Source organism: Pseudomonas syringae group sp. J254-4 (assembly GCF_032586855.1).
Lineage (GTDB): Bacteria > Pseudomonadota > Gammaproteobacteria > Pseudomonadales > Pseudomonadaceae > Aquipseudomonas > Aquipseudomonas amygdali.
Map to the genome: position 1 here is coordinate 17,933 of NZ_JAWHOO010000017.1, position 25,216 is coordinate 43,148.

General features: G+C 59.6%; 22 protein-coding genes. 10 read left to right on the top strand and 12 right to left on the bottom strand.

Annotated elements, in window-relative coordinates; translation table 11 throughout:
* The first annotated feature begins 38 nt into the window (after nt 1-38).
* Nucleotides 39-2,531 (top strand): UvrD-helicase domain-containing protein, encoded by a 2,493-nt coding sequence (locus RYB09_RS19140; protein WP_193601057.1) that lies wholly within the window; start codon nt 39-41, stop codon nt 2,529-2,531.
* Nucleotides 2,532-2,541: 10 nt separating this feature from the next.
* On the opposite strand, the gene RYB09_RS19145 is transcribed toward RYB09_RS19140, so the two are convergent.
* Nucleotides 2,542-2,808: a DUF1652 domain-containing protein gene (locus RYB09_RS19145; RefSeq protein WP_002553708.1), complete on the bottom strand. Its 267-nt coding sequence runs from the start codon at nt 2,806-2,808 to the stop codon at nt 2,542-2,544.
* Nucleotides 2,809-3,197: 389 nt separating this feature from the next.
* Here RYB09_RS19145 and RYB09_RS19150 point away from each other — a divergent pair, with 389 nt between their 5' ends.
* Nucleotides 3,198-4,277 (top strand): polyamine ABC transporter substrate-binding protein, encoded by a 1,080-nt coding sequence (locus RYB09_RS19150; RefSeq protein ID WP_058401508.1) that lies wholly within the window; start codon nt 3,198-3,200, stop codon nt 4,275-4,277.
* 19 nt (nt 4,278-4,296) lie between these two features.
* On the opposite strand, the gene RYB09_RS19155 is transcribed toward RYB09_RS19150, so the two are convergent.
* The 4 genes from RYB09_RS19155 to RYB09_RS19170 are packed head-to-tail and all read right to left on the bottom strand — an operon-like array spanning nt 4,297 to nt 7,161.
* Nucleotides 4,297-5,010 (bottom strand): ABC transporter ATP-binding protein, encoded by a 714-nt coding sequence (locus tag RYB09_RS19155; RefSeq protein ID WP_058401509.1) that lies wholly within the window; start codon nt 5,008-5,010, stop codon nt 4,297-4,299.
* Between the two features lie 3 nt (nt 5,011-5,013).
* On the bottom strand, nt 5,014-5,862 hold the full coding sequence (locus RYB09_RS19160) for an ABC transporter permease (protein ID WP_122259860.1): 849 nt from the start codon (nt 5,860-5,862) through the stop codon (nt 5,014-5,016).
* Nucleotides 5,859-6,869 (bottom strand): aliphatic sulfonate ABC transporter substrate-binding protein, encoded by a 1,011-nt coding sequence (locus RYB09_RS19165; protein WP_058401511.1) that lies wholly within the window; start codon nt 6,867-6,869, stop codon nt 5,859-5,861. The genes RYB09_RS19160 and RYB09_RS19165 overlap by 4 nt, the downstream gene beginning before the upstream one ends.
* Nucleotides 6,784-7,161: a hypothetical protein gene (locus tag RYB09_RS19170; protein WP_162492556.1), complete on the bottom strand. Its 378-nt coding sequence runs from the start codon at nt 7,159-7,161 to the stop codon at nt 6,784-6,786. The genes RYB09_RS19165 and RYB09_RS19170 overlap by 86 nt, the downstream gene beginning before the upstream one ends.
* 209 nt (nt 7,162-7,370) lie before the next feature.
* Between RYB09_RS19170 and RYB09_RS19175 the strand changes: the two genes are divergently transcribed.
* On the top strand, nt 7,371-8,057 hold the full coding sequence (locus RYB09_RS19175) for a hypothetical protein (protein WP_011168719.1): 687 nt from the start codon (nt 7,371-7,373) through the stop codon (nt 8,055-8,057).
* Between the two features lie 19 nt (nt 8,058-8,076).
* On the opposite strand, the gene RYB09_RS19180 is transcribed toward RYB09_RS19175, so the two are convergent.
* Complete coding sequence (locus RYB09_RS19180) at nt 8,077-9,072, bottom strand: aldo/keto reductase (RefSeq protein WP_058401512.1); 996 nt, start codon at nt 9,070-9,072, stop codon at nt 8,077-8,079.
* A gap of 181 nt (nt 9,073-9,253) precedes the next feature.
* Between RYB09_RS19180 and lexA the strand changes: the two genes are divergently transcribed.
* From lexA to RYB09_RS19205, 5 genes are read left to right on the top strand one after another with little or no spacing between them, the layout of a single operon-like run.
* Entirely contained in the window at nt 9,254-9,871 is a 618-nt protein-coding gene (lexA, locus tag RYB09_RS19185) for a transcriptional repressor LexA (protein ID WP_057401353.1), read from the top strand.
* Entirely contained in the window at nt 9,871-10,491 is a 621-nt protein-coding gene (gene imuA, locus RYB09_RS19190) for a translesion DNA synthesis-associated protein ImuA (protein WP_057454456.1), read from the top strand. The genes lexA and imuA overlap by 1 nt, the downstream gene beginning before the upstream one ends.
* Nucleotides 10,492-10,498: 7 nt before the next feature.
* Nucleotides 10,499-11,914, top strand: coding sequence for a DNA polymerase Y family protein (locus RYB09_RS19195; protein WP_316889772.1), 1,416 nt, complete (start codon nt 10,499-10,501; stop codon nt 11,912-11,914).
* On the top strand, nt 11,911-15,006 hold the full coding sequence (locus tag RYB09_RS19200; RefSeq protein ID WP_058401514.1) for an error-prone DNA polymerase: 3,096 nt from the start codon (nt 11,911-11,913) through the stop codon (nt 15,004-15,006). The genes RYB09_RS19195 and RYB09_RS19200 overlap by 4 nt, the downstream gene beginning before the upstream one ends.
* A 60-nt stretch (nt 15,007-15,066) precedes the next feature.
* On the top strand, nt 15,067-15,918 hold the full coding sequence (locus tag RYB09_RS19205) for an urea carboxylase-associated family protein (RefSeq protein ID WP_316889775.1): 852 nt from the start codon (nt 15,067-15,069) through the stop codon (nt 15,916-15,918).
* Between the two features lie 4 nt (nt 15,919-15,922).
* Here the strand turns inward: RYB09_RS19205 and RYB09_RS19210 are convergent, their stop codons facing one another.
* Together RYB09_RS19210 and RYB09_RS19215 are read right to left on the bottom strand one after the other, a co-directional pair.
* Complete coding sequence (locus tag RYB09_RS19210) at nt 15,923-16,852, bottom strand: magnesium transporter CorA family protein (protein ID WP_057401348.1); 930 nt, start codon at nt 16,850-16,852, stop codon at nt 15,923-15,925.
* 4 nt (nt 16,853-16,856) lie between these two features.
* Nucleotides 16,857-18,443: a RimK family protein gene (locus RYB09_RS19215; RefSeq protein WP_057401347.1), complete on the bottom strand. Its 1,587-nt coding sequence runs from the start codon at nt 18,441-18,443 to the stop codon at nt 16,857-16,859.
* A 93-nt stretch (nt 18,444-18,536) separates the two neighbouring features.
* Between RYB09_RS19215 and RYB09_RS19220 the strand changes: the two genes are divergently transcribed.
* Together RYB09_RS19220 and RYB09_RS19225 are read left to right on the top strand one after the other, a co-directional pair.
* On the top strand, nt 18,537-19,697 hold the full coding sequence (locus tag RYB09_RS19220) for a GNAT family N-acetyltransferase/peptidase C39 family protein (RefSeq protein ID WP_057407948.1): 1,161 nt from the start codon (nt 18,537-18,539) through the stop codon (nt 19,695-19,697).
* Nucleotides 19,694-20,596, top strand: a complete 903-nt coding sequence (locus RYB09_RS19225; protein WP_057403018.1) for a polysaccharide deacetylase family protein — start codon at nt 19,694-19,696, stop codon at nt 20,594-20,596. Before RYB09_RS19220 ends, RYB09_RS19225 begins: the two co-directional genes overlap by 4 nt.
* Nucleotides 20,597-20,603: 7 nt before the next feature.
* Here RYB09_RS19225 and RYB09_RS19230 read toward each other — a convergent pair whose 3' ends face one another.
* From RYB09_RS19230 to RYB09_RS19245, 4 genes are all read right to left on the bottom strand, one after another.
* Complete coding sequence (locus RYB09_RS19230; protein ID WP_057403019.1) at nt 20,604-21,863, bottom strand: metal-dependent hydrolase family protein; 1,260 nt, start codon at nt 21,861-21,863, stop codon at nt 20,604-20,606.
* Nucleotides 21,860-23,170, bottom strand: coding sequence for an MFS transporter (locus RYB09_RS19235; protein ID WP_057403020.1), 1,311 nt, complete (start codon nt 23,168-23,170; stop codon nt 21,860-21,862). The genes RYB09_RS19230 and RYB09_RS19235 overlap by 4 nt, the downstream gene beginning before the upstream one ends.
* Nucleotides 23,171-23,358: 188 nt before the next feature.
* Nucleotides 23,359-24,270 (bottom strand): LysR substrate-binding domain-containing protein, encoded by a 912-nt coding sequence (locus tag RYB09_RS19240; protein ID WP_057403021.1) that lies wholly within the window; start codon nt 24,268-24,270, stop codon nt 23,359-23,361.
* A gap of 24 nt (nt 24,271-24,294) precedes the next feature.
* Complete coding sequence (locus RYB09_RS19245; RefSeq protein WP_080394721.1) at nt 24,295-25,200, bottom strand: LysR substrate-binding domain-containing protein; 906 nt, start codon at nt 25,198-25,200, stop codon at nt 24,295-24,297.
* Nucleotides 25,201-25,216 lie beyond the last annotated feature (16 nt).

A 25,216-nucleotide genomic window follows, 5' to 3' on the forward strand; every position in this document is an offset into this window, starting at 1 on the left:
GCGACCTTTTTGCCTGCAAGCCATCCACCGGAGTCTGCGTGCCTGACGACCTTCCTTCTGCGCTTCCTCATGACCTGGATGTCGATCTCATGCCGCCTCGGCAACTGCCGTTTTTCAGGCGTCTGTTATCGCGCCTGATGGGCCGCGGCCTTACAGCGTTGGGCTCGCAGCACACGCCGTCGTGGTTCCAGGGCCATGCCGACGGCTATCTGAATGGGCACATAGAGGGCGTGCGCGAGGGTTATGCCGATGGCTACCTGGATGGTGAGGAAGCAGGGCGTCAGGTGCTGGTCATCAACGATACCCGACCTGTCCGACATCGCGGCCCCAGAGTTGACGACCATCTGTTCGACGACTGGCGGCTGGCGCTCACGCCTGAACTGAAAAAGCGTATCAAGGCCGATGTCGCCGAAAAGCTCCCTGCGCATGCTCAGCCCAGCACGGCGCAGTGGAAGATGATTTTCAGCGATACGCCGTCTACCTACGTCATTGCCGGGGCGGGCGCAGGCAAATCCACATCGCTGGTGCTGCGCATTCTGCTGTTGCATCACTACCTGGGCTTTGAACTGAACGCGATGACAGTCGTGACCTTCACCCGTGAGTCGCGCAAGGACTTCATCGGCAAGCTGATCGAAGTGATGGCCTTGTGGGGGCATGTGACGGGGCAGAAACAGGCTCGTGACCTGGTTCGCACCTTTCATTCGCGTATTCTGCCGCTGGTGCGCAGCCTGCCGGGTTTTGAGCAGCTCAGGGCGTTCGAGAACCTGAGCAGCCAGTCATCCGGCCTGGAAGAGGCGGACAGCAATCCTTTCGACCTGCGGATCAACGACGCGCAGCGTCAGCAACTCAATCTCTGCTACCGCGACCTGTACGCCGGCAATGAGCGTTTTCGCGAAGTCATGGCGCCGCTGTATCGCCATGCCTTGCAGCTCAAGGAACTGGATCGCGACCATCCTGACGTGCAGAAACGTGTTGCGGTGACTGAGCTGTCCTCGAAACGGGATGAAGAGTGGTGTGACACTGTCGAAGACTTGTGGATTCGCGCAGGGGCCTGGCCTATAAAGGGCATTGAGCCTATGCGCCAAGCTGTTGAAATAAATGGCTTTCCCTTTTGTTTTCACGGCTATATCGCCGAGCTGGATGCCTGGGTTGTGCTGGGCCTGGACGCCAGCGAAGACCAGCAACTCAAGCGCCCGGGTGCCAAATTGCCAGTGTGGGCCGAGGGGGTCATAAAGCGCACACTGTTTCAAGCTTTCTGCAGTAAGCCATTGATATGGCTGGATAACTACCAGTCTGCCAACAAGCTACTACAGTCATTGGCGGGCGACGCGGTTGCCGGGCCCGGATTCGACTATCGGGTCAAGGGTGAACTCGGTGCTGCGCCGCTACTGGACTGTTTTGTCACCGCCGCCAGCTTCATCGAGAACCTCGGGCTGGACGTACCCAATGCCGTCTCCGAGATGAGCTTTGCCAGCGACGACCCGGACCGTTTCTTCTTCGAAGCGCTGAGTCTGTTCTGGAAAGCTTTCGAAACGCACCTGCTGGCTCAGTCGCCTCCGATCATGACCTATAACCGGATGTTTGCGTTGTTCGGTGAAACATCGCCGGAAAACCTCAAACACGTCAGCGACCAGATGCTCAGACCGCTGTCGCATTTGATGATCGACGAGTTCCAGGATGTGTCGCCGCAGATCGTCTCATGGATACGCGCCAGTCTTCGCGAAATCCGGCGTCGTGGTCCCGCGCTGCATACAGGCCGGATCGCTCAGCATTCATCACTGCTGTGTGTCGGCGATGACTGGCAATCGATCTATGGCTGGCGCGGCAGTTCACCGAAGTATTTCATGGAATTCGCCAGGGAGTTTTCGTCTCCGGCGACCACCAGAGTCATGCTCAGTGACAACTTCCGCAGCCATCAGCACATTATCGATGCCGCCGAGCATGTCGTCCGGGCAGCTCCGGCGATTGCGGGCAAGAAGGCTCGTGCCAGCGGCATGCCGCGAGAGCTGCTGCCGGTCACGGTGCTGGATCGTGACGAGGACGAACTGGCCGTGCGTGTAGCCGAGCACTACAACGACGGTGACTCGATTCTGCTGCTGTACCGTAAAGGCAGCGAGAAAGCCCGGTTCTCGGAACGTTTGCAGGCATTGATCGATGCTGACGCGGCGATGGGCGCACAAGGCCGTCGCATCAGGACGCTGACTTACCACAGTTCCAAAGGCTTGCAGGCGGATGCCGTGTTTTTGTTGGGCGACTGCCAGCATCTGACCGTCTCGCCTTACAAGAATCAGGTTTACCGTTTGGCAGGGCTGGGTGATGCGAGCGATCTTCAGCCCTTTGATACAGCGCAGAAGGATGAAGTCTTGCGCCTGGCTTATGTCGCCATTACTCGTGCGGCGCGGCATTGCTATTGGTATATCGATCAAGGCACCGGCGGCGGGGAAAATGCCCAGATGCCTAAAGCTTCAGACAGAATTGCCCAGGACAAGCCTTTCTTCGAAGACTTGCGCGGTAAAGTCCGAACAGGCTGAGGCTGTCATCTCAGGAAAAACCGGCGACCTGTTGCTGCGTATGAGTGCCGAACAATTCCAACTCATCCTCGATGGCCTCGATGATGCGCTCTACATCAGCGGCATTCATCACCGTGGAACACGGCAGGCCGGCGATGGCGACGACTGTCTCACCGCTGGCGCGGTCGAAAAGTCGTGCAATCATGCTGCCGGGAGCATCCATCGAGGCTTCAAAGCCTACCGGATGGAAGTGCCAGCGCATCAGTTGGCATGCATTGGGGAATGTGACTTTGTTCATGACAATGGCCCACCTTAATCAATCGAGCATTTCCCTTGCTCCAATGGGTAGGCAGACAGCCAGAATTCGTCCGGTAAAGCCATGATGACGAGACGATAATCAGCGCAGCGGATTATCGGTCGGTCGGGTTGCTTTCCAGCAGGATCGCTGAGCGGTCTGACGAGTACTGAAAATAGCATCTGCCCGCACCGTTCTGGAAAAATTTTTTATGACGCAGCACAAAAAAATCAATTATATGGCTGTCATCATCGCAAGGTATCAATGGGCACGTTCCATGCATTTGTCATTCACCCCGGAGAAGGCCCCGTAGTGAACTGAACTTGCTTGACGAAGGTGGTTTTCATGCCCGGTCTGGGGCAAGCTATCGTTATTGACCCGAGGAGCTGAAAATGCTGAGAAAATCCCTTGCTGCACTGATGTTGCTGGCCTCGACCAGCCATGCGGCGGAGACGGTCAATATCTACAACTGGACGGATTATATCGCCCCGGACACTCTGAAAAACTTTGAAGCGGCTACCGGTTTCAAGACCTCTTACGAGACTTTCGAAACCAACGAGACGCTGAACACAAAGCTGATTGCTGGCCATTCCGGGTACGACCTGGTCTTTCCGTCCATTCATTTCATGGGTCGACAGATTGAAAGCGGCTTGCTCAAGACCCTCGACAAACGGCAGCTCCCCAACTGGAAAAACCTCAACCCGGTTCTGCTCAAGGCACTGGAGGGCAGTGATCCGGGCAACCAGCACGGGTTTCCCTACCTGTGGGGCAGCACCGGGATTGGCTATGACATGGCGAAGGTCAAGGCCATTCTTGGCAAGGACACTCCGCTTGACTCATGGGATCTGGTGCTCAAGCCGGAAAACATGAAAAAGCTCGCCCAGTGTGGTGTCGCTTTTCTGGACAGCGCACCGGCGCTGATCCCTATCGCTCTGAACTACCTCGGCCTGCCACCGCACAGCGAGGTGCCGGACGACTACAAAAAGGCCAAGGCGCTGCTGGATGAGGTACGGCCGTATGTGCGCAATTTCAGTTCAGCCGACTATATTGGCGATCTCGCTACGGGCAAGATCTGTGTGGCAGTAGGCTACTCAGGGGATATTTCCCTGGCGCAGGAGCAGGCCCAAAAAGCGGGCAACAACATCACCATCAGCTATGTGGTTCCAAAGGAGGGCGCGCCAATGTGGTTTGACATGATCGCCATCCCGGCTGATGCCCCTGATGTCAAAGGTGCCTACGCGTTCATGAACTACCTGCTGCGCCCGGAAGTGATCGCCAACATTACCAATACGGTGCATTACGCCAACGGTAACGAAAAGGCCGACGCCCTGATCAATCCCGGCCTGTGGACGGATACCACTGTCTATCCAGACGCCGACATGCTGAGCCGCTTGTTCGTGATGTCTCAGGTCCCCGTTAATATCGAGGCGTTGCGCCAGGGACTCTGGAAAGAGTTCAAGGCCGACAAGTAAGGCTGCGAGGCGACCGACGTCAAATGATGTGGGCCTGATGCAGCTCGGTCAGTGCCTGAGCCTTCAGCCTGGCCAGTAGCGGATCGCGGCGATCTCTTGGTGTTTGCAGCCCGACCGGCAGTTGCTGGGTAATCGTACCGGGGCGGCTTCCCATCACTAATACCCGGTCGCTCAGGTACAGCGCCTCGTCGACATCGTGAGTCACCAGCAACAGGGTGATAGCGTGACGCTCGGCCAGTTGCAGCAGCAGGTCCTGAAGCTTCATTCGGGTAAACGCGTCCACTGCGCTGAAAGGCTCATCCAGCAGCAATACGGCAGGGTGCGAGTACAGACCGCGAGCGATGGCCACGCGTTGCGCCATGCCTCCGGACAACGCTTTTGGCAGAGCATCGGCGAAACCGGACAGGCCCACTTCATCGATCAATTGACCGACCCATCTACGGTCGTAGCCAGCATCGTCGCTGAAGCCGATATTCTGTTCGACGGTCAGCCAGGGCATCAGGCGCGGTTCCTGAAACACAAACGCGACTTCTCCCTCAATGTTGTCCACCGAGCCACGAAAGTCCTGCTCCAGCCCGGCGACAATTCTGAGCAGCGTGCTTTTACCGCAACCGCTTGGCCCCAGCAGGCTGACGATTTCACCTGACTGTAACGACAGATCGATGTCATGCAGTACGGTATTGCCAGCGAATGCCTTGCGGTCGACGCGTATGTTCATCAACGATTCCGACATTTATCAACCCTCGCGGCTTTGGCCGGTGAATGTGTCCCGCCAGGCCAGAAAGCGTTTTTCCAGGCCTGCCAACAGGCCATCGCTCAACTTGCCCAGTGTTGCCAGAACGATGATGGCCGCCAGCACGATGTCCGGGCGCGAGGTTTCGCGTCCGTCACTGAGCAGGTAGCCCAGGCCTTTGGTGGCCGCGATCAGCTCGGCGGCCACCAGAAACATCCATGACAGGCTCATGCCGCTGCGCAAACCGGTAAACAGGCCGGGCAGGGCGGCGGGCAGAAGAATACGCCGGGTCAGGCGATAGCGGCTGAAGCCATACATCTGGCCGACTTCCACCAGCTTTCGGTCAATGCCCCGAATTGCGGCCACGCCGTTGAGGTAGACCGGAAAAAACGCACCGATGGCAATCAGCACAATCTTGGATGTCTCGCCAATGCCCAGCCACAGCAACAGAAGCGGCACCCAGGCCAGGCTCGGGATGGAACGGAGCCCGGCGAGCGTCGGCTCCAGATACGCCTCCGCCTCACGACTGAGCCCCACCCACGCGGCAAATACCAAGGCCAGGCTTGCGCCGATCACAAAGCCGCTGAGCACACGCAACAGGCTGGCACTGATGTGTTTCCACAACGCACCATCGGCCAGATCGCGCAGTGTCAGCACGATCTCGCTGGGTGCTGGCATCTGGTAGGAGGGCAGCCAGCCGATGCGCACGATAATTTCCAGCAAAACAATGATTACAGCGGGGACTACCAGGCCTTTGAGCGGCGTTTTGTAGCGCTGCCAAAACGTGCGCTGCGCCTTGTCAGGCAAGGCCGCCTGCGCACAGGCAGGCAGTGACTTGTCTGGGCTGGTCATGGCGTTGCGATCACGGCTTTGGAAAACTCTGGCGTGATCAACTGATCGATCACTTGTTCGACGTTCACGCCTTTGCGCACCAGGTCCTCGGACACCAGAATCGGTGCTGCAGACTTGGATGCTTCTACATCTTTTTCGCTCAGTTGCGGGTTGCTCAGGTCTGTACGGGTCAATTGCAACCTGGCGACTTCCAGCGGCAGGCCTGACTCGGTCGCCAGCAGCCTGGCCAGCTCATCAGGATTTTTTACTGCCCATTCCCGAGCCTGCTCATAAGCGCTCAATACTGTTCTGATCGCCTGTGGATGCTCCTTGGCGTAGGTTTCCGTGACGCTCAGTACGCCATAGCTGTTGAAGTCCTTGTTGCGGTAAAGCAGGCGCGAGCCGGACTGTATTTCACTGGCCGCCATGTGCGGGTCAAGCCCTGCCCAGGCATCTACGTCGCCTTTTTCGAGGGCGGTGCGTCCATCGGGATGCTGCAGGTGCAGCAACTCGACATCATCCTTTTTCAGCCCGGCCTTCTGCAGCGCGCGCAAGGTGAACAGGTAAGGATCAGTGCCCTTGGTGGCGGCGATTTTCTTGCCTTTGAGTTCGGCAACCGATTGCAGGGGAGAATCCTTGCGCACCACCAGAGCCGTCCATTCTGCCCGGCTGTAGACATACACCGATTTGATCGGGCTGCCGTTGGCCCGGGCCAGCACCGCAGACAGGCTGGCCGACGAAGCAAAGTCGACGCTGCCACTGTTCAGGTATTCCAGCGAGCGGTTGCTGCCCTGGCTCAACACCCAGGTGACTTTCGCCTCCGGCAGGGCTTTCTCCAGCCAGCCAAAATGCTTGAGCGCCAGGCTGACCGGCGAATAATAGGCGTAATCCAGGCGGACTTCGGCAGGCGCGGTTTCAGCGGCCTGTGCTATTCCCTGCAGGCTAATCGCCAATGTGCAGGTCGTTAGCATCCAGCGAATCAGGGCTCGCGGCGTTTGCAACCAAAAAGAAATAGGGGGTTGTGGCATAGTGAGCGTCCAGATCGGGGAGACAAGGGCTGCAAGACTGGTTTGCATATTTCAAAAACAGCAGTCCAGAGAGCATGAAATTCACAAATGGAATATTGCATGCTCTGTGCCAAGGGTCCGGGTGCTTGAACAGCAAGGTATCAGGGCAATTTTCCAGTGTGAGTGATGTTGATCTGGCAGCAAGGTGTTGAACTGTTGTTGCCTGGTAAACAGTAAGGCTCACGGCCTGTTTTTCGACGATTTTCTGACAGTTTTTCTGCTTTTCGGGTGATTTTTTTCGCCAGGTTTGCAACAGAATCGTTTTTTGACACTCCTAATCGTCCACATTCTTAATTTCGAAACATGTGAGCACTAAGATTCGCGCGTGATCCATGAGTGTGCGCCCACTGCGCCCTTGTTTGACTGATCCGCAGAAATTCTTGGGGCGAGCTGCATAAGCCTGCGTATTCGCACCAGCCAGATGGCTGATCCCTTTCAAATGCGCACCGGACTCAGAAAATAATGAATATGCCGAAAATGCCTTCGATCACCCGACTCCAGCGCCGCATCGCATGGTGCTTCTTCCCATCATTACTGGTGGCTTCTGCCCTGGCCCTGTTCACCATGGGCAAGGGGGTTCATGCCGAGCCCAAGAACGGCACGCAGACACTGGTATTTCTTCGTCATGCCGAAAAACCGGCCATGGGGCTGGGGCAACTGAACTGCCAAGGGCTCAACCGGGCCATCGAACTGTCGGAGGTCTTGCCCAGGGAATTCGGCAAAGCTGACTTTATCTTCGCCGCCAACCCCAGCCGACACGTGGAGGAGGGTGAGGGCGACCTGTCCTACAGCTACGTGCGTCCGCTGATGACGGTAGGGCCCAGCGCAATCAAACTGGGTCTGCCCGTCAACCTCGACTTTGGTGCCAACGACACCGCAGACCTGGCCGATGAGCTGATGCGGGACAAGTACCACAACGCAGTTATCTACACCGCCTGGTCGCATGGCTACCTGCCGGAGCTGATCAACAAGGTTGCTGAAGAAGCGTCCGGCAAGAGCACTAACCTGCTGGATGACTGGACGAACGATGATTTCGACTCAGTGATTGTCGTCACCCTGAAATGGGTCGATGGCAAGGCCACGCTCGATTACAAGAATCAAAAACAGGGCCTCAACAACGGCACCGAGACCTGCCCTGAGGCGACCTGATCTCGAACCACAAACGTTTTCAGCCGTTGAGCGACTTCATCGACTCCGGGCTGTAACGCTCGCCCGACACGGCCCCTTGCGCCGGGAAGATCGCATCCAGTTGAGCCAGCTCATCGGTACTCAGCGTCAATGAAGCCGCTGCCACGTTGCTTTCCAGGTACTTGCGCTGTTTGGTGCCCGGGATCGGAATGATGTCGTCGCCTTGAGCAAGTACCCAGGCCAGCGCCAGTTGCGACGCGCTGACGCCTTTGGCCGCAGCCAGTGCCTTGACCTTTTCTACCAGTGCCAGATTGCGTTTGAAATTTTCGCCCTGAAAGCGCGGGCTGAAACGACGATAGTCATCGGCAGCGAAATCGTCCGGCGTGCGCAAGGCGCCAGTCAGAAAGCCACGGCCCAGCGGGCTGTAAGCCACGAAAGCAATACCCAGGCGACGGCAAGTGGCGAGCACATTGTCGTGCTCCGGATCGCGAGACCATAACGAATATTCACTTTGCACGGCCGCCAGCGGATGCACGTTGTGGGCTCTTTCGATGGTCGCTGCGCTGGCTTCGCAGATACCTATATGGCGAACCTTCCCAGCCTTGACCAGCTCGGCCATGGCACCGATGGTGTCCTCGATGGGCACATTGGGGTCGACACGGTGCTGATAGTAGAGATCAAGATAATCGGTATTCAGCCGTTTCAGGCTGGCATCGATGGACTGGTGAATGTACGCCGGGCTGCCATTCACGCCACGCGCATGCGGGTCATCGCCACGCACGATGCCGAACTTGCTGGCCAGGTAAATACCTTCACGCTTGCCTTCGAGAGCCCGGCCGAGCAACGTCTCGTTGGTATGCGGGCCATACATGTCAGCGGTATCAAAAAAAGTGATACCCAGTTCCAGCGCGCGGTGCAAGGTGGCGATGGATTCCTTTTCGTCGATGCCGGTGGTGTAGAAGTCCGACATTCCCATGCAGCCCAGTCCGATGGCAGAAACCTGCGGACCGTGGTGACCCAGTTGGCGCGTGATCACAATGAACTCTCCTGATCGTTGAAAGAGCCATCAAGTCTCTACGCTTTGGCTGGCGCAATAAACCGGGTGTTTCTTATTTCACTGTTGTGAAAATCCGAATAATCGACGTCTACGAAGCGCGAGAGCGTGCGGCGTCAATCCGACAAACCGTACTAGTCACAAAATCACCAGTGGAGTACAAATGTACTCCATGAGCACATTATCTCCCCGCCGCAGCGCAATCCTTACCTTCATCCGCGATCGCATCGCGCAGCAAGGGCAATCGCCGAGCCTGGCAGAAATTTCCGAGGCTTTTGGTTTTGCTTCGCGCAGCGTGGCGCGCAAGCACATTGTGGCCCTCACTGAAGCCGGTCTGATCGAGGTCGTAGCGCATCAGGCCCGTGGTATTCGCCTGCTCAACAGCGAGCCGCGGCCCGAATTGCTTGAACTTCCGGTATTGGGGCGCGTAGCTGCGGGCGCACCTATCGGGCCGGACCTCGATATTCACACCACACTGCATCTGGACCGCAGCACGTTTACCCGTGTGCCGGACTACCTGCTGCGCGTGCAGGGCGACTCGATGATCGAAGACGGTATTCTCGATGGCGATCTGGTCGGCGTGCACCGTAACCCGCAGGCCAGTGACGGGCAGATCGTCGTTGCCCGCCTGGACGGCGAAGTTACCATCAAGCGCTTGCAACGCAGTGCCGATCAGGTGCGCCTGTTGCCGCGCAACCCGGCCTACGAACCGATCATTGTCACGCCTGATCAGGACTTCGCCATCGAAGGCGTGTTCTGCGGGCTGGTCCGGCGCGAATGATGGGCGCGGTGGTCAGCCTTGACGCCTTGCTGGATGAGCGCAGGGTCTGGAAAGGCCGTCAGCAGAGCGCGCCGCAGGTCAGCCCGCACCCCAGTGGCCATGCATTGCTGGACAGCGCCTTGCCCACTGGCGGCTGGCCTGCTGCCGCCCTGACTGAAATCCTCATCCCGGCCAATGGCAGTGGGGAATTGCGTCTGCTGTGGCCAAGTCTGGCAAGGTTGTCCGCGATCGGTGAGCGCATTGTGCTGATTGCACCGCCCTACATTCCGTACCCGCAAGCCTGGCTGGCCGCCGGGGTCGATCTGCGCCAGCTGGTTGTCATCGAGGCAGGCCCGCGCGATGCCCTGTGGGCTGCCGAACAGTGCCTGCGTTCCGGCAGTTGTGGCGCGGTCGTGTGCTGGCCCGGCATGGTCGATGACCGTGCGCTGCGACGTTTGCAGGTGGCTGCCGAAACCGGGCAGACCCTGGCGTTTGCCTGCCGCCCGCAGCAGGCCGCCGCCAACCCGTCACCGGCGGCCCTGCGCATCGCTGTCGACACCCGACCCGCACAATTGCGGGTGCTCAAGTGCCGTGGCGGGCTTGCGCCGCCTTTCCCCATTCCATTTTCGACCGACGCTTGAGGTTCTTATGCTCTGGGCCTGTGTCTTGCTGCCGCAACTGGCGCTCGACGGCGTCATGCGTCGTCGTAACGATCCCGATGAGCCTCTGGCGCTGATCAGCGGCAGTGCTCAACGTCGCGTGTTGCAAGCCGTCAACCCGGCGGCGCGTGCGTTGGGTTTGAAAGCCGGGCAGTCGCTGACGGCCGCTCAGGCACTGGTGTCGAACTTCTCCATGGTCGAGCATGACCCGGCCGACATCGAGCGCTTGCAGCAACTGCTCGCGGCCTGGGCATACGGTTTCAGCTCCAATGTCATCCTCAAGTACCCCCGAGTGCTGCTGATGGAAATCGAGTCCAGTCTCAAGCTGTTCGGCCCCTGGCCGGTGTTCGAGGCACGCTTGCGTGAAGAGTTGACTGCGCAGGGTTTCCGGCATCGCATCGTGGTTGCGCCCAACCCGATAGCCGCACGGATGCTGGCCAACATGCATGACGGGCTGAGCATTGATTGCCCGCAGGCGTTGCGCCGCAGCCTGGAGCATATGCCGCTGGAACGCATCGGTCTGAGTCGTGAAACCGCCACGGCCCTGACACGCATGGGGCTGCGCTATGTGCGGCAGGTACTGGCCCTGCCGCGCGATACACTGGCGCGGCGGTTTCCGGCCAGCATGCTGCAGCATCTCGACACATTGCTTGGCGAACGACCGGTGGCACTGGAGTGCTACACACCGCCGGACTTCTTCGATGTACGCATCGAGCTGAATTTCGACGTCGAGTCGCATCAGGCCCTGTTGTTTCCTCTCAAGCGGCTGATCGCCGATCTGGCTTTGTTTCTGGCTGGACGCGACAGCGGTGTGCAGCGATTTTCCCTGCATCTGGAGCACGTTGAAGGTCCGGAGACTGTGGTGCCAGTCGGGCTGCTGAGTGCCGAGCGCGATGCTTCGATGCTGTTCGAACTGGCCCGCGGCAGGCTGGAGCAAGTGCTGGTCGCGTCGCCGGTACGTGCCGTGCGCTTGCTGGCGCAGGATTTGCCGGATTTTGTTCCGGCGCACCGCCAGTTGTTCGATGAGCGCGTGCAACAGACCCTGCCCTGGGAGCAACTGCGCGAACGCCTGCGTGCGCGACTGGGCGACGAGTCGGTCAATGGCTTGCGCGCCCAGGCCGATCACCGCCCTGAATGCGCCTGGCAACCGCACAGCACAAGCAAAGCGGTCTTGCCAGCCAAAGGTTGTATGCGCCCGGGCTGGTTGCTGCGAGAACCCCAGCCGCTGCCACTTCATGCCACGCGCATCGTGGCCGGGCCCGAGCGAATCGAATCAGGCTGGTGGGACGGCGGCGATGTACGTCGCGACTACTATCTGGTCGAAACCTCCAACGGCCAGCGCGCCTGGGCCTATCGCAGCGTGGGCGAGCAGGGTGAACTGCTGCTGCATGGCTGGTTCGCATGACAAGCGAATACGCCGAGCTGCATTGCCTGTCCAACTTCAGTTTTCAGCGCGGTGCCTCAAGCGCCCGTGAGCTGTTCGAACGTGCCTCGCGCCACGGCTATCAGGCGCTGGCCATCACTGACGAGTGCACGCTGGCCGGTATCGTACGTGCCTGGCAGGCGTCCATCAGCACCGGCCTGCCATTGATCATCGGCAGCGAAATGCACATCGAGAACGGGCCGAAAGCCGTGCTGCTGGTAGAAAACCAGGCAGGCTATGAGGCGCTGTGCAAATTGATCACGGTGGCACGCCGCAGAGCCAGAAAAGGTGAATACCGGTTGTTGCGTGAAGACTTCGAGCCTTCGCCGGAAGGGTTGCTGGCCATCTGGCTGCCGGATATCGAAGGCGACGCGCAAGCCTGTCTGGCGCATGGACGCTGGTTGCGTGAGCGCTTTGCCGAGCGCCTCTGGCTCGGCGTGGAGTTACATCGCGGCGCGGATGACGAGCAGCGTCTGGCCGACTTGCTGGCGCTGGCTCAATCATTGGGTATCCCGGCAGTAGGCAGTGGTGATGTGCACATGCACGCACGCGGCCGGCGTGCCCTGCAGGACACCATGACTGCCATTCGCCATCACACGACCGTGGCCGAAGCAGGGCACCTGTTGTTTGCCAACGGCGAGCGCCATTTACGGCCACTGGATGCGCTTGCCGAGCATTACCCGGACTGGCTGCTGGCCGAATCGGTGCGTATTGCCCGGCGCTGCACGTTCGATCTCAAACAATTGAAATATGAATACCCGCACGAGCTGGTCCCCAAAGGCCAGACACCCACGTCGTGGCTGCGTGAACTGACCGAGCGCGGTGCCCGCAAACGCTGGCCGAAGGGGCTGACGCCAGCTACCCGTGCGCAGGTCGAGAAGGAACTGGCCCTGATCACGGAAAAGAAGTTCGACAGCTACTTTCTGACCGTGCATGACATCGTCGAGTTTGCCCGCAGCCAGCATATCCTTTGCCAGGGGCGTGGCTCGGCGGCCAACTCGGCAGTGTGTTATGCGCTGGGGATCACCGAGCTGAACCCGGAAAAGAGCAACCTGCTGTTCGAGCGCTTCATCTCCAAAGAGCGCAACGAGCCACCGGACATCGATGTGGATTTCGAGCATGACCGCCGCGAAGAAGTCATTCAGTACATATTCAGGCGTTATGGTCGGGGCAGGGCGGCGCTGACGGCGGTGGCCAGCACCTATCACGGCTCGGGCGCAGTGCGTGATGTGGCCAAGGTGCTGGGTCTGCCGCCTGACCAGATCAACGCCCTGGCCGATGCCTTCAGCCGCTGGAGCGATTCGCTGCCGTCGCCCGAACGCCTGCGCGAATACGGCTTCGATGCCGACATGCCAATCCTCAAGCGCGTGCTGGCACTGACCGGCGAGCTGATCGGCTTTCCCCGGCACCTGTCGCAACACCCGGGTGGCTTCGTGATTTCCGAACACCCACTGGAGACCTTGGTGCCGGTGGAGAACGCCGCGATGGCCGACCGCACCATCATCCAGTGGGACAAGGACGACCTGGACCTGGTCGGCCTGCTGAAAGTCGACATTCTTGCTCTGGGCATGCTCAGTGCCTTGCGCCGCACGTTCGATCTGGTGCATCTGCACCGTGGCCAACGATGGACTCTGGCAAGTCTGCCGGGCGACGACCGGAAAACCTACGAAATGATCAGCCGCGCCGACACCATCGGTGTGTTTCAGATCGAGTCCCGCGCGCAGATGGCCATGCTGCCGCGCCTGCGGCCGGAAAAATTCTATGACCTGGTCATCGAAGTCGCCATCGTCCGGCCGGGGCCGATCCAGGGCGACATGGTTCATCCGTATCTGCGGCGGCGCAATGGCGAAGAGGCGGTCACTTATCCGCCTAAACTAAAAAGCGTCTTTGAGCGCACCTTGGGCGTGCCGCTGTTCCAGGAGCAGGTCATGGAAGTTGCGATCATCGCTGCCGACTACACGCCGGGCGAGGCGGACGAGTTGCGCCGCGCGATGGCTGCGTGGAAACGCCACGGCGGGCTGGAGCCGCATCGCGAACGGCTGCGCACGGGCATGCTGAAAAACGGCTACGAAGCGGACTTTGCCGACCGGATTTTCGAACAGATCAAGGGTTTTGGCAGTTATGGTTTCCCCGAGTCTCACGCCGCCAGTTTCGCCTTGCTGACCTACGCCAGTTGCTGGCTCAAATGCCACGAACCGGCAGCGTTCACCTGTGCGCTGATCAACAGCTGGCCGATGGGGTTTTACAGCCCGGATCAATTGTTACAGGACGCACGTCGCCACCACATTGAAATCCGCCCGGTGGATGTGCGCTACAGCGACTGGGATTGTTCGCTGGAGCCGCTCGATCATCCCGACAGCACGCGCAATCTGGCGATTCGCCTCGGGCTGCGCATGGTGCGCAGCTTTCGCGAGGAAGATGCCCGGCGCATCGAAACGGCGCGCTCGAAGCGGCCATTCGCCGATGCCACCGACCTGACTCAGCGTGCCGGTCTGGACGCTCGCGCCGCCGAGGCACTGGCGGATTCCGGGGCTTTGCGTGGCCTGATTGGTCATCGGCACCGGGCGCGCTGGGAAGTCGCCGGGGTCGAGGCCCAGCGCCCGCTGTTCGACGACCTGCCCAGCGACGAAACCCAGGTGACGCTGCCGCTGCCGACGGTGGCCGAGGACCTGGTGGCCGACTACACAACGCTGGGCACTACCCTGGGCCCACACCCGCTGGCCTTGCTGCGCAGGCAACTGGCTGCCAAACGCTTTCGCAGCTCACAAGACTTGCTGAGCCTGGAAAACGACCGAACCCTCAGCGTGGCGGGGCTGGTCATCGGCCGCCAACGACCGGGCACCGCCAGTGGCGTGACCTTCGTGACGCTGGAAGACGAATTCGGCATGGTCAACGTCGTGGTCTGGCGCGACCTTGCCGAACGTCAGCGCAAGGTGCTGGTGGGCTCGCAATTGCTGCAGGTGTTCGGGCGACTGGAATCAAAAAGCGGCGTACGGCACCTGATCGCCCAGCGGCTGTATGACCTGACGCCGCTGTTGACCGGACTGGATGTGCGCAGTCGGGATTTTCAATAGACAGGCCCGCAATTTGCAGTGTTGGTTGAACACTTTCATCCTGCCAGCGAGAAGCCCTGTATGTACAAAGACTACCCAGCCGCTTACCAGGTCAGCAAAGGCGCGGCGCTGCAAGTGGATACGGCCTTTTACGAGCGTATCCGCACGAATGCGCAGCAGCGTACCCTCGTCGAGCAATTTGAAGTGCCGATCCGCACCGGGCGGGCCTGGAAGGTCAAGGCCGGTCAGGTGTTTCGTGTTACCACACCGGTTGGCCCGCAGGTGGGCGATTTCAATGTGTGGAATGCCAACGACCCTCGCGAACGCCTGTGGGCGGCGCGTACGCGTCAGTTGCAGGGTGCGCATGTCAGCACCCATGACCGGCTGTGGTCGAACCTGCCGTTTTTACGGCCGTTGGTCACCATCACCGATGACAGCCTGGCCAGCTACGGGATCGACGAGCATGGTGGCCGCCTGCACGATTTGCTTGGCACGCGCTGTGATCCCTACGTCAACAAGATGCTGACCGGCGAAGACTTTCATCATCACTGCCATTCGAACCTGACCCGCGCAGTGTTGCCGTATGGGCTGACCGAATTCGATGTGCATGACGTGTTGAATATCTTCCAGTGCACCGGCCTCAACCATGACGACATGTACTTCATGAAAGCCTGTCCGGCGCAAAAGGGCGATTACCTGGAATTCTTCGCGGAAATCGACCTGCTGTGCGCCTTGTCGACCTGTCCGGGCGGCGACCTGTCACTGCCGATGTGGGGGCCTGACGCGGAGGACCCGTTAAGCGTCTGCCGTCCGCTGGGCGTCGAAATCTACGATCTCGACGCTGCGTTGCTGGAGGGTTGGCAGTCTCCCGAACGTGCAGCTTATAACGGTCAGCATGGCTTGCAGATTGCCAAGGCTGACTGGGAAAAATAACCGCTCAGGCTGCGCGAGCCATCTTGCGCAGTCCCCAGACCATCACCGCCCCCATCCCGAGCATCGCCAGCAGCAGTGCCGGGTAAGCCACCCACCAGTGCAGCGGGGCGGTCATCATGCTGAATTCGGACATACCGCCGATCCCGGCAATCAGGTTCAGGGGTAGAAACACCACATTGATCAAGGTCAGTTTGCGCAGCAGGGTGTTGGTGCTGTTGTTGACCAGATTGCCGCGCGCATCCATCAACCCGGCGAACACCGTGGAATAGATCTCGGCCTGTTTGTAACACTGGTCGTTCTCGATGATCATGTCATCGATCAGCGCCAGGCTGGCAGCCCCGTATTGCTTGCCTTGTGCGTGATTGCGCAGGCGCGTCAGGACCGCGCCGTTGCTGTGGATGGCGTTGATGTAATACACCAGACTTTCGCTGAGGTTGAACATCTGCAGCAAATGACGGTTTTCCAGTGACGAGTTGAATTTCTGCTGCAATTCCCGGGCGACCATCTTGATGACTTTCAAATGGCCCAGATAGTGATGAATATTGTTGAACAGCAGCTCCAGAAGGATATCCAGCGGCTGGTCCAACGGGCGGTGAGCCCCCAGCGCGCTCAAGGGTTGCTCGTCATCGCAGATCAGCACCAGCTGGTCCCGGCTCAACAGCACGCCAAAGGACGAAACGTCGAACGAGAAGCTGTCCTTGCCCGAATAGTTCTCGGGACGTTTCCAGATGACGAACAACGCATCAGGGTGAAACTCGATGCGCGAAATTTCGTCCGGGTCGAGTGCCGAGGCAACGGCATGCTCATCAAGGTGAAATCGCTCCAGCAATAATCTGCGTTCACCTGCATCAGGTTTGCTGAACCACAGCACCTGAGCTTTTTGCGGATCACATACAAGCAAACGGCTGTCATCGAGTTTCAGGCCCTGGATCATCGTCTCACCATGCCTGGCCGAGGCGTTTGAGCTCCAGGCGGCGGACGAACTCTTCCAGCACCAGGCTGTACAGGTCATCCTGCAGATAAGCGTCTTCGATGCCGGCATCCAGGTTCGGGTTGTCGTTGACCTCAATCACCACCACTTGATCGCCTGACTGTTTCAAGTCCACGCCATATAACCCGTCACCAATCAGATTGGCAGTCTTGAGTGCCAGCTCGACCACGGCGCGCGGCGCTTCATGCACCGCCAGCGTGCGGCATTCGCCAATGACCTCGGCACCGATTGCCTTGTGGTTGTAGATCTGCCAATGCCCCTTGGACATGAAGTACTGGCAGGCGAATATCGGTTTGCGGTTGAGAATGCCAATGCGCCAGTCGTACTCGGTGTAGAAAAACTCCTGAGCCAGCAACAACACCGAATGCTCGAACAATTGGGCTGTCGCCGTATGCATTTCCTCGGGCGTACTGACTTTGATCACGCCTCTGGAAAAACAGCCATCGGGAATCTTCAATACCAGCGGGAAACCCAGGCGTGTGGCCACGTGCTGCAGTTCTTCCGGGCGGTCCTTGTAGAGGATTTCCGTTCGAGGCATGCCCAGATCATGGCTTTTGAGCAGGTCGGTCAGGTAAACCTTGTTGGTGCAGCGCAGGATCGAGGTGGAGTCATCCATGACTACCAGCCCCTCGCTTTCGGCTTTCTTGGCAAAGCGATAGGTGTGGTTGTCAACGCTGGTGGTTTCGCGAATCAGCAGCGCGTCGTACTCGGCCAGTCGGGCATAGTCTTTCTTTTCGATCAGCTCGACATCGATGCCCAGGCGCTGACCGACGCGGATGAAATTGGCAAGCGCCTCAGGGTTGGACGGCGGCAGCTGTTCCTGCGGATCATGCAGAATCGCCAGGTCGTAGCGGGCCATGCGCCGCGAGCTGGGCTGGCGCCAGACGTTGCGGCTGAAGCCTTCCAGCGCCATGGCGAACTCATCCTGCTGATCATCGCGCAGGCGCGGCAGAGCACCGGCCTTGATACCGGCAATGTGCCAATTGTCGCGCTTGCGAAACTCCACCATCAGGATCGGGCAGGGGAAGACTTCAAACAATTGACGGGCGAGATCTTTCAACGGCTCAAGTGTGGTCTGGCCGAAGTAAAGTGTCAGGGTAAACCCTTCGGTGTCGTCATAGGGATGATCCTGGAGTGCGGTGTCCAGCAACTTGTCCAGGTCATCAAGGGCCAGGCCGTAGAGTGACTTGCGGGTCAACTCGCTGATGGTTTTTACCGAGGGAATGACATTGTGCTGGCGCGCTTCGGCCAGCAGGGAACAGTAATAACCGTGGCCCAGGTATTTGTAGCTGCGGCACAGATTGATGACTTGCACACGCTTGCCTGCCGTGGCTTTCAGCGGCTTTTCCAGATACTCCTGGGCGCTGATCAGGTTTTCGCTGGGGAAGTACGATGCCCAGTCTTCAAGCCGTTCGACAATAATCACCAGTTGCCTCTGTGCTGCAAAAAGCGTTGTGGGGTCTGCACGTCTGGTTGTTGCTGAAAGCGCAAGTTGCGCAGATACTTCGTTCATCTTCACCTGTGCCGCTGACATGTGTAATCGATCCGATGGGAAACAAGTCCTTTCTATTAAGCATGTGCTTTTTGAAATGTCCCGTTTCGTTACACAACTTTTACGGCGGTGCAGATGGACTTTATATTTCGCGATGCAGTTGAAACCGATGTCGACGACTTGCTGCTTCTGGAGAACCAGTGCTTTGACGGCGACCGTCTGACCGCGCGCAGCTTTCACTGGATGATTCGCCGCGCCAATGCCAGCCTGATCGTCGCCGAGCAGGCCGGACAGCTCACCGGCTATGCGCTGGTGCTGTTTCATCGGGGCACCTCGCTGGGGCGTTTGTATTCGCTGGCGATTGCCGATGCGGCGCGGGGCAAGGGGCTGGGCAAGCAGTTGTTGCAATGTGCCGAGCAGCAGGCCGTGGGCCGCGACTGCGCTTACCTGCGCCTTGAGGTGCGCCCTGATAACCACGCGGCTATCGGGCTGTACGAACGCAACGGCTACCGGCGCTTCGCTCAGGTCGACGACTATTACCAGGACCATGCCCCGGCGCTGCGTTACGAGAAGCGCATCGTCGAGCATGCCCGGCTGGACAGTCGTTCAGTGCCTTACTACCAGCAGACCCTGGAGTTCACCTGTGGTCCTGCCTGCCTGTTGATGGCGATGAAGGCTCTACATCCTGCGCGTTTGATGGATCGCGCCGAAGAACTGCAGATCTGGCGCGAGGCGACCACGGTGTTCATGACCTCCGGCCACGGTGGATGCAGCCCTCAAGGGCTGGCGCTGGCTGCCCGGCGACGGGGCTTCGCCGTAAAGTTGCTGGTGTCGGTGGCAGGCCCGCTGTTTCTGGGCGGCGTGCGCAGCGACAACAAGAAACAGGTGATTCGCCTGGTTCATGAGCAGTTCTGTCATGAGCTGCGTATCTGCGGTGTAGAGACGCTGCCCAACCGCTCATTGAACCTGCCTCGCGTACTGGCCGAGGGCGGCAAGCCGCTGGTGCTGATCAGCAGCTATCGCCTGACACGCTCCAAGGCACCGCACTGGGTGATGGTCACCGATTGCGACAGCGATTTCGTCTATCTGCACGATCCTGATATTGATCACAGCCTGCATCGGCAGGCCATCGACTGCCAGCATTTGCCGGTAAGCCATGCTGATTTCAATCGCATGAGTTGTTTCGGCACCGATAAACTGCGCGCCGCAGTGATTGTGTTTGCCGCGCCTGTGGATGATCATGCGTGCGCTTCCCAAGCGGCTTCAGCAGCCCGGCCACAGGATCCCGTACATTGATCAAGTCAGCCCTCAAGGCCCTTTGCGCACTGGCCATCGTCGCGAGCCTGTCGGCCTGCATCAGCGCGCCAGTCCCTTTGACGCCAAAAACTGCCGAACAGTTGCGGCAGCAGCCACCAGTGCGGTTCCTGCTGAGCTTTGATGACGGCCCCAGTGCGTCGACTTTTTACAACCCCAGTATCACCGTACTCGACAGCCTGGCCGACAATCCGTTGCAGCCGAACATCAAGGCCGTGTTCTTCGTGCAGACCGGCGCCACAGGCGCAGGCAACAGTGATCAGGGGCGGGCGATCATGCACCGTCAGCATGCAGAGGGGCATTTGCTCGGCTTTCATACCGCCACGCCGCACCACACCAATCATCGTTCGTTGACCGATGAGGAACTGGAGCAGTCCCTGACCCAGGGCTGCGCCATCATCGCCTCGATTACCGGTGTGCCGACCACGTTGTTGCGCCCGCCGTTCTGGAACTACGACAAACGCACGTTCAGCGCCTACCAGCGTCATGACCTGCATGTATTACTGACTGACCTGAGCGCCAATGACGGCAAGATCTGGGGCTATAACTTCAGCCTGCGCCGCCGTTCGAACATGGTCAGTCAGCTCTCGCAAGTACGTGAACGCATCGCCGCCGGAGAGCTGCCTGCAGTGGACGGGGTGATTCCGGTGGTGGTGACCTTTCACGACCTGAACCGCTACACCGCGCGGCATGCGCGAGAGTACCTGCAGATACTGGTCGACAGTGCCGGGCAGACTGGCGTAAGGCTCGCCGACAAGCCGTTCTACGACGACAGTGCGCAGTTGCAGCGCGCAGCACTGGCCAGGACGGTCAAGGAGGCGGGCGAGCCTGTCAGCTTGCCCGGTGTGTGGAACTGGATCTGGGACCACAACGCGCACTGACCAGGCGTCAGACCAGGGTGTTCTTGCGCACATGACCGCCCTGGACAATCATTGCCAGATGTTCGCCCTGACCGACCAGACAACCGATATCGCTCAGCGGGTCGCCATCCACCACCAGCAGATCGGCTATCGCACCGGCGCTGATGCAACCCAGTTCACCCTCGCGCTGGAGTATCTGCGCCGCAACACTTGTTGCACTGCGTAACGCCGCCAGATTACCGAGCAATTCGGCGCGAATCTTCAGTTCGTGGGTCTGGTACTCGTGCATTTCCCCCAGTAGATCCGAGCCATAGCCCATCGGTACGCCCGCTTCGGCGAACAGCAGCAGCGCGTTGCGCCCGGCCTGGCGCACATCTTCGATTTTGGCCACCGAGTCCGCTGGCAGGCCGAAGCGCTCGCCGTACTCGGCAAGCATTTCATAGGTGACCTGAGTCGGCACCGCAAATGCGCCTTTTTCGGCCATCAGTCGGGCGGTGTCGGCATCCACCAGATTGCCGTGTTCGATGGTTCTTACGCCGCATTCGATGGCACGGCGAATCGCCCGAGCGGTATAGGCATGGGCCATCACGTAGGTGTTCGCAGCGGCGGCTTCGTCAACGATGGCGCGGATTTCAGCTTCGCTGTATTGGGTGTTGGCAATTGGATCGGTCGGTGACGAGACGCCGCCCGACGCCATTATCTTGATCTGGTTGGCACCCTGTTGCAGCTCTTCGCGCACGGCCAGACGCACGTTATCGACGCCGTCCACTACGCGGGCAATGGCTCCTGCCCGAAAGCAGCACGAGCAAGGTTCGTTGAGCAGCAATTCGCCCCGTGCGCGCATGTCGCCATGGCCGCCGGTCTGCGACAACGCCTTGCCCGAAGCGAAGATCCGCGGCCCGGGAATCAGCCCCATCTGGATCGAACGCGCCAGCGCCCAGTCGGCGCCCCCGGCATCGCGCACAGTGGTAAAGCCGCGGTTGAGCATTGCAGCAAGAATCGGCAATGCGCGGTACATGATGATTGCGTTGGGTTGCAGGGCATTCATGCCCAGGTTGGCGTTGGAAGCCAGCACATGCACATGGCAGTCGATCAGGCCGGGCATCAGGGTTCTGCCGCCCAGATCGATAATCTGAGCGCCAACCGCGGCAGGTTCGCCTTCGGCACGTACTTCGACAATGCGCTCACCCTCGATCACGACTTCCTGGCCGGAAATCAATTGCCCTTTTTGCAGGTCCAGCAGGCGGCCGTTGCGCAGGATCAGGCGTGTAGGATCAGCAATACTCATTGGAAAGCTCCAGACAGGGGACGATGGGCAGCAGGCGCACGGTCGCGATACAGCAGCGCACCAATGCCGCTGACGACGGCCGCGAACATGATGTAGAAAGCGGGTGCCAGGTTGCTGCCGGTCGAGGCAATCAGCCAGGTGATGGTGAAGGTGGCAAAGCCGCCGAAAATGGTGACGGCAAAGTTGTAGGCCACCGAAAGCCCGGTGGACAGCACGTGGGTGGGCAGTAATTCGCCAAAGGCCGCAAGGATCGAACCGATGTAACCGGAAATCAGCAGGCCGAGTACCAGCTCAAAGACCAGCAGCGAAAACAGTCCCGGCATCTGGTTGATGAACAGGAACATCGGGTAGGCGCTGAAGAAAATGGCAATTGCCGAGCCCAGCAACCACGGGCGATGCCCGCTGCGGTCTGCCAGGGCGCCGACAATCGGTGTGGCGACGATCAGTACTGCACCACCCATCATTCCCGCACTGAAGCCCATCCATGACGGCAGGCCAAGCACGCGTTGGGCGTAGGACGGAATGTAGAACAGAATCGCGTAGGTGCAGACCGTCCACAGTACCACCAGCGAAAAGCTGATCAGGGTCTGGCGCGGGTAGGTCTTGATGACTTCGCGCAGAGGCGACTCGACTGGTTTTGCGGCCTTGTAGGCAGGCGTCTCATCCACCCGGCTGCGAATATAAAAGCCGACCGGCCCGATCAGCGTGCCAATCAGAAACGGCACCCTCCAGCCCCAGCTTTCGAGCTGTGCCTGGGTCAGGTAACTGGACAGAATGGCACCCAGCGCAGAGCCGAGCAGCACCGCGACGCCGATGCTGGCCTGAATCCAGCTGGAGTAGAAGGCTTTCTTGCCGGACGGGGCATGCTCGGTCAGAAAGGCGGTGGCACTGCCCATCTCGCCACCGGCAGAGAACCCTTGCAGCAGTCGCGCCAGAACAATCAGCAGCGGTGCCAGATAGCCAATTTGCGCGAAGCTGGGCGTCAGTCCGATGATCAGCGTCCCCAGCGCCATCAGCAGGATGGTCAGGGATAAAGCCGCCTTGCGCCCGCGCTTGTCACTGTAGATTCCCAGAACAATACCGCCCACCGGACGCATGAAGAAGCCGACCCCGAAGGTCGCCAGCGCCAACAGGTAAGAGGTCAGCTCGCTGCCGGTGGGGAAGAACACTTTGGCAATGATCACCGAGAAGAAGCTGTAGACCGTGAAGTCAAACCATTCCAGGCCATTGCCGATCACCGTAGCGGTCACCGCGCGGCGTGCCTTTTGTTCATGGGTGCGTGAAGCAGAGGATCGTAATGTGCTCACTGGATAGGCTCCTGCATGCGATACACGCAGGGAGGCCCCCTGCAGTGGCTGCATTGATTGAGGGGCAGGGTTGATGTAAGTGCGGCTGAGTCAGGTCTTTTTGCCCGTTTCAGTCGAGAGTAGGTGCTGGGCCGATTTTAAGAAAACGCTTATTGCGCAGGTTTGCATGCGCCAGATGCATGCAAGCGTCAGGGGCGAGGTGTCAGCGTGGCTATTTCATCTGTCAGCCATTTCTCGAAGGCTCGCGCAGCGCGCCGGGGCGTCTTGCCGCTGGGGGTCAGCAGGTAATAGCCGCCTATTGCACCGACGCTTTTCTGGCAGGCCGGCACCAGCGCACTGGATTGCACGTGACGGTCAATCATCGGTTGCCAGCCAAGTACGATGCCGTGCCCGGCGACAGCCAGGTCGACCAGCACGGGGTACAGGTTAACGGTCATACGCTTGCGGATCAGCGACGCATCAACGCCCTGACGGCCGAACCAGTCTCCCCAGGACAGCCACTGACGTTGCCCGTCTTCCAGCATCAGCAGGCAGTGGTCCAGCAACTGTGCAGGTTCCAGCAGTTTGCCGTCCAGGTAGTCTGGCGAGCAGTAGGCATTTACCGATTCGGCGAACAGCAAACGACTGTCTAGGCCCGTCGGTGATGTTTCGCGCAAAAAATACAACGCCAGATCGAATTCCGCGCGAATCAGAGAATCCAGCCCGTCGACCACTCGCAGGCGGATATCCACGGCGGGGAAGGCATCGCGATAGCGTCCCAGCAAAGGGCCCAGCCACAGTGCGGCCACGCCGCTGGAACAAGCCAGGGTCAGTTGTTGTTCGCCGCTATGGGTAATGACTTGTGCCGTGGCCTCTGCACACAGGGTCAGCACACGCTGGATCTGCTCGGCGTAAACCTGCCCGGCCACCGTCAGATGAATACGCTTGTGCTCGCGACGAAACAGCGCGCGGCCGAGAAATTCCTCCAGTTGCGCGACCTGACGGCTGATCGCGCTCTGGGTGAGGTTCAGTTCGCTGGCGGCACGGGTAAAACTAGCGTGCCGAACGGCGGCTTCGAAGGCGATCAGGTTCTGCAAGGGTGGAAGGGGCTCGATACGCACAGCGGCTCCTGTTGCGGGCAGGTTTTACAAAGGGTCGGGAAACGGTGTCGATAGCAGCCAGTCCCTGAACACGCACAGCGATGGCAGGTTCTGAAAGCGCGTCGCGTACGCCAGGTAGTAATTGCGCCCACTGTCCAGCGGCTCGAACAGGGTGACCAGTTCGCCGCTGTTGATTTCGTCCTGCACCAGAATGCGCGGTACCAGTGCGATACCGATGCCCGCCGCCACAGCCTGGATCAGGTGCGAGGTCAGTTCGAAACTCGGGCCGGGGCGCATGATGTGGTGGTCCAGCCGATTACTGTCGAACCAGTCTGACCAGGCATTGGGCCGTGACACCACGCTCAGCAACGAATGCTGGGCGACCTGCGTCGGAGTCATCGCTTGGTAGCCGGCAAGCGCGGCAGGGCTGGCAATGACCACCAGTTTTTCGCTGACCAGCGGGTGGGCGATGTAACCGGGCCAGTTACCGTTGCCGGCACAGATGATCGCGTTCATTTCGCTTGCAGCAGGCGTCAGGTCGGCATGCACGATGCGTGAGTGAATATGCACCACATAGCCCGGATGCCGGGTGTAAAAGTCATTCATCCGCGGCAGCAGCCATTTGGAGCCGAAGGTGGGCAGCACGGCCAGATGCAGCGTGCCGCCCTCGGCCTTGTGCGCGATGGTTTGCAGGGTTGCACTGCGAATGCGGCCCAGCGCGGCGGCCAGCTCATGCTGGTACAACGCACCGGCAGTGGTCAGTTCGATACGCCTGCCATCACGCTTGAACAGCTCGACTTCCAGTTGGGCTTCCAGCGCCTGCACCTGGCGGCTGACGGCGCTCTGGGTCAAGGCCAGTTCGTCTGCGGCTTTGGTGAAGCTGCCATGCCGCGCGGCCGCCTCGAAAGCGAGCAACAACGACATGGAGGGCGTCAGTCTTCTGGTGTTCATTCATAAAACTCATGGA

Bases quoted from the DNA above. Each gene is read 5' to 3' on its own strand.
- RYB09_RS19230 (WP_057403019.1), bottom strand. From the start codon at position 21,863: ATGAGTATTGCTGATCCTACACGCCTGATCCTGCGCAACGGCCGCCTG.
- RYB09_RS19205 (WP_316889775.1), top strand. From the start codon at position 15,067: ATGTACAAAGACTACCCAGCCGCTTACCAGGTCAGCAAAGGCGCGGCG.
- RYB09_RS19220 (WP_057407948.1), top strand. From the start codon at position 18,537: ATGGACTTTATATTTCGCGATGCAGTTGAAACCGATGTCGACGACTTG.
- RYB09_RS19175 (WP_011168719.1), top strand. From the start codon at position 7,371: ATGAATATGCCGAAAATGCCTTCGATCACCCGACTCCAGCGCCGCATC.
- lexA (WP_057401353.1), top strand. From the start codon at position 9,254: ATGTACTCCATGAGCACATTATCTCCCCGCCGCAGCGCAATCCTTACC.
- RYB09_RS19210 (WP_057401348.1), bottom strand. From the start codon at position 16,852: ATGATCCAGGGCCTGAAACTCGATGACAGCCGTTTGCTTGTATGTGAT.
- RYB09_RS19195 (WP_316889772.1), top strand. From the start codon at position 10,499: ATGCTCTGGGCCTGTGTCTTGCTGCCGCAACTGGCGCTCGACGGCGTC.
- RYB09_RS19215 (WP_057401347.1), bottom strand. From the start codon at position 18,443: ATGTCAGCGGCACAGGTGAAGATGAACGAAGTATCTGCGCAACTTGCG.
- RYB09_RS19160 (WP_122259860.1), bottom strand. From the start codon at position 5,862: ATGACCAGCCCAGACAAGTCACTGCCTGCCTGTGCGCAGGCGGCCTTG.
- RYB09_RS19155 (WP_058401509.1), bottom strand. From the start codon at position 5,010: ATGTCGGAATCGTTGATGAACATACGCGTCGACCGCAAGGCATTCGCT.
- RYB09_RS19200 (WP_058401514.1), top strand. From the start codon at position 11,911: ATGACAAGCGAATACGCCGAGCTGCATTGCCTGTCCAACTTCAGTTTT.
- RYB09_RS19145 (WP_002553708.1), bottom strand. From the start codon at position 2,808: ATGAACAAAGTCACATTCCCCAATGCATGCCAACTGATGCGCTGGCAC.
- imuA (WP_057454456.1), top strand. From the start codon at position 9,871: ATGGGCGCGGTGGTCAGCCTTGACGCCTTGCTGGATGAGCGCAGGGTC.
- RYB09_RS19165 (WP_058401511.1), bottom strand. From the start codon at position 6,869: ATGCCACAACCCCCTATTTCTTTTTGGTTGCAAACGCCGCGAGCCCTG.
- RYB09_RS19245 (WP_080394721.1), bottom strand. From the start codon at position 25,200: ATGAACACCAGAAGACTGACGCCCTCCATGTCGTTGTTGCTCGCTTTC.
- RYB09_RS19150 (WP_058401508.1), top strand. From the start codon at position 3,198: ATGCTGAGAAAATCCCTTGCTGCACTGATGTTGCTGGCCTCGACCAGC.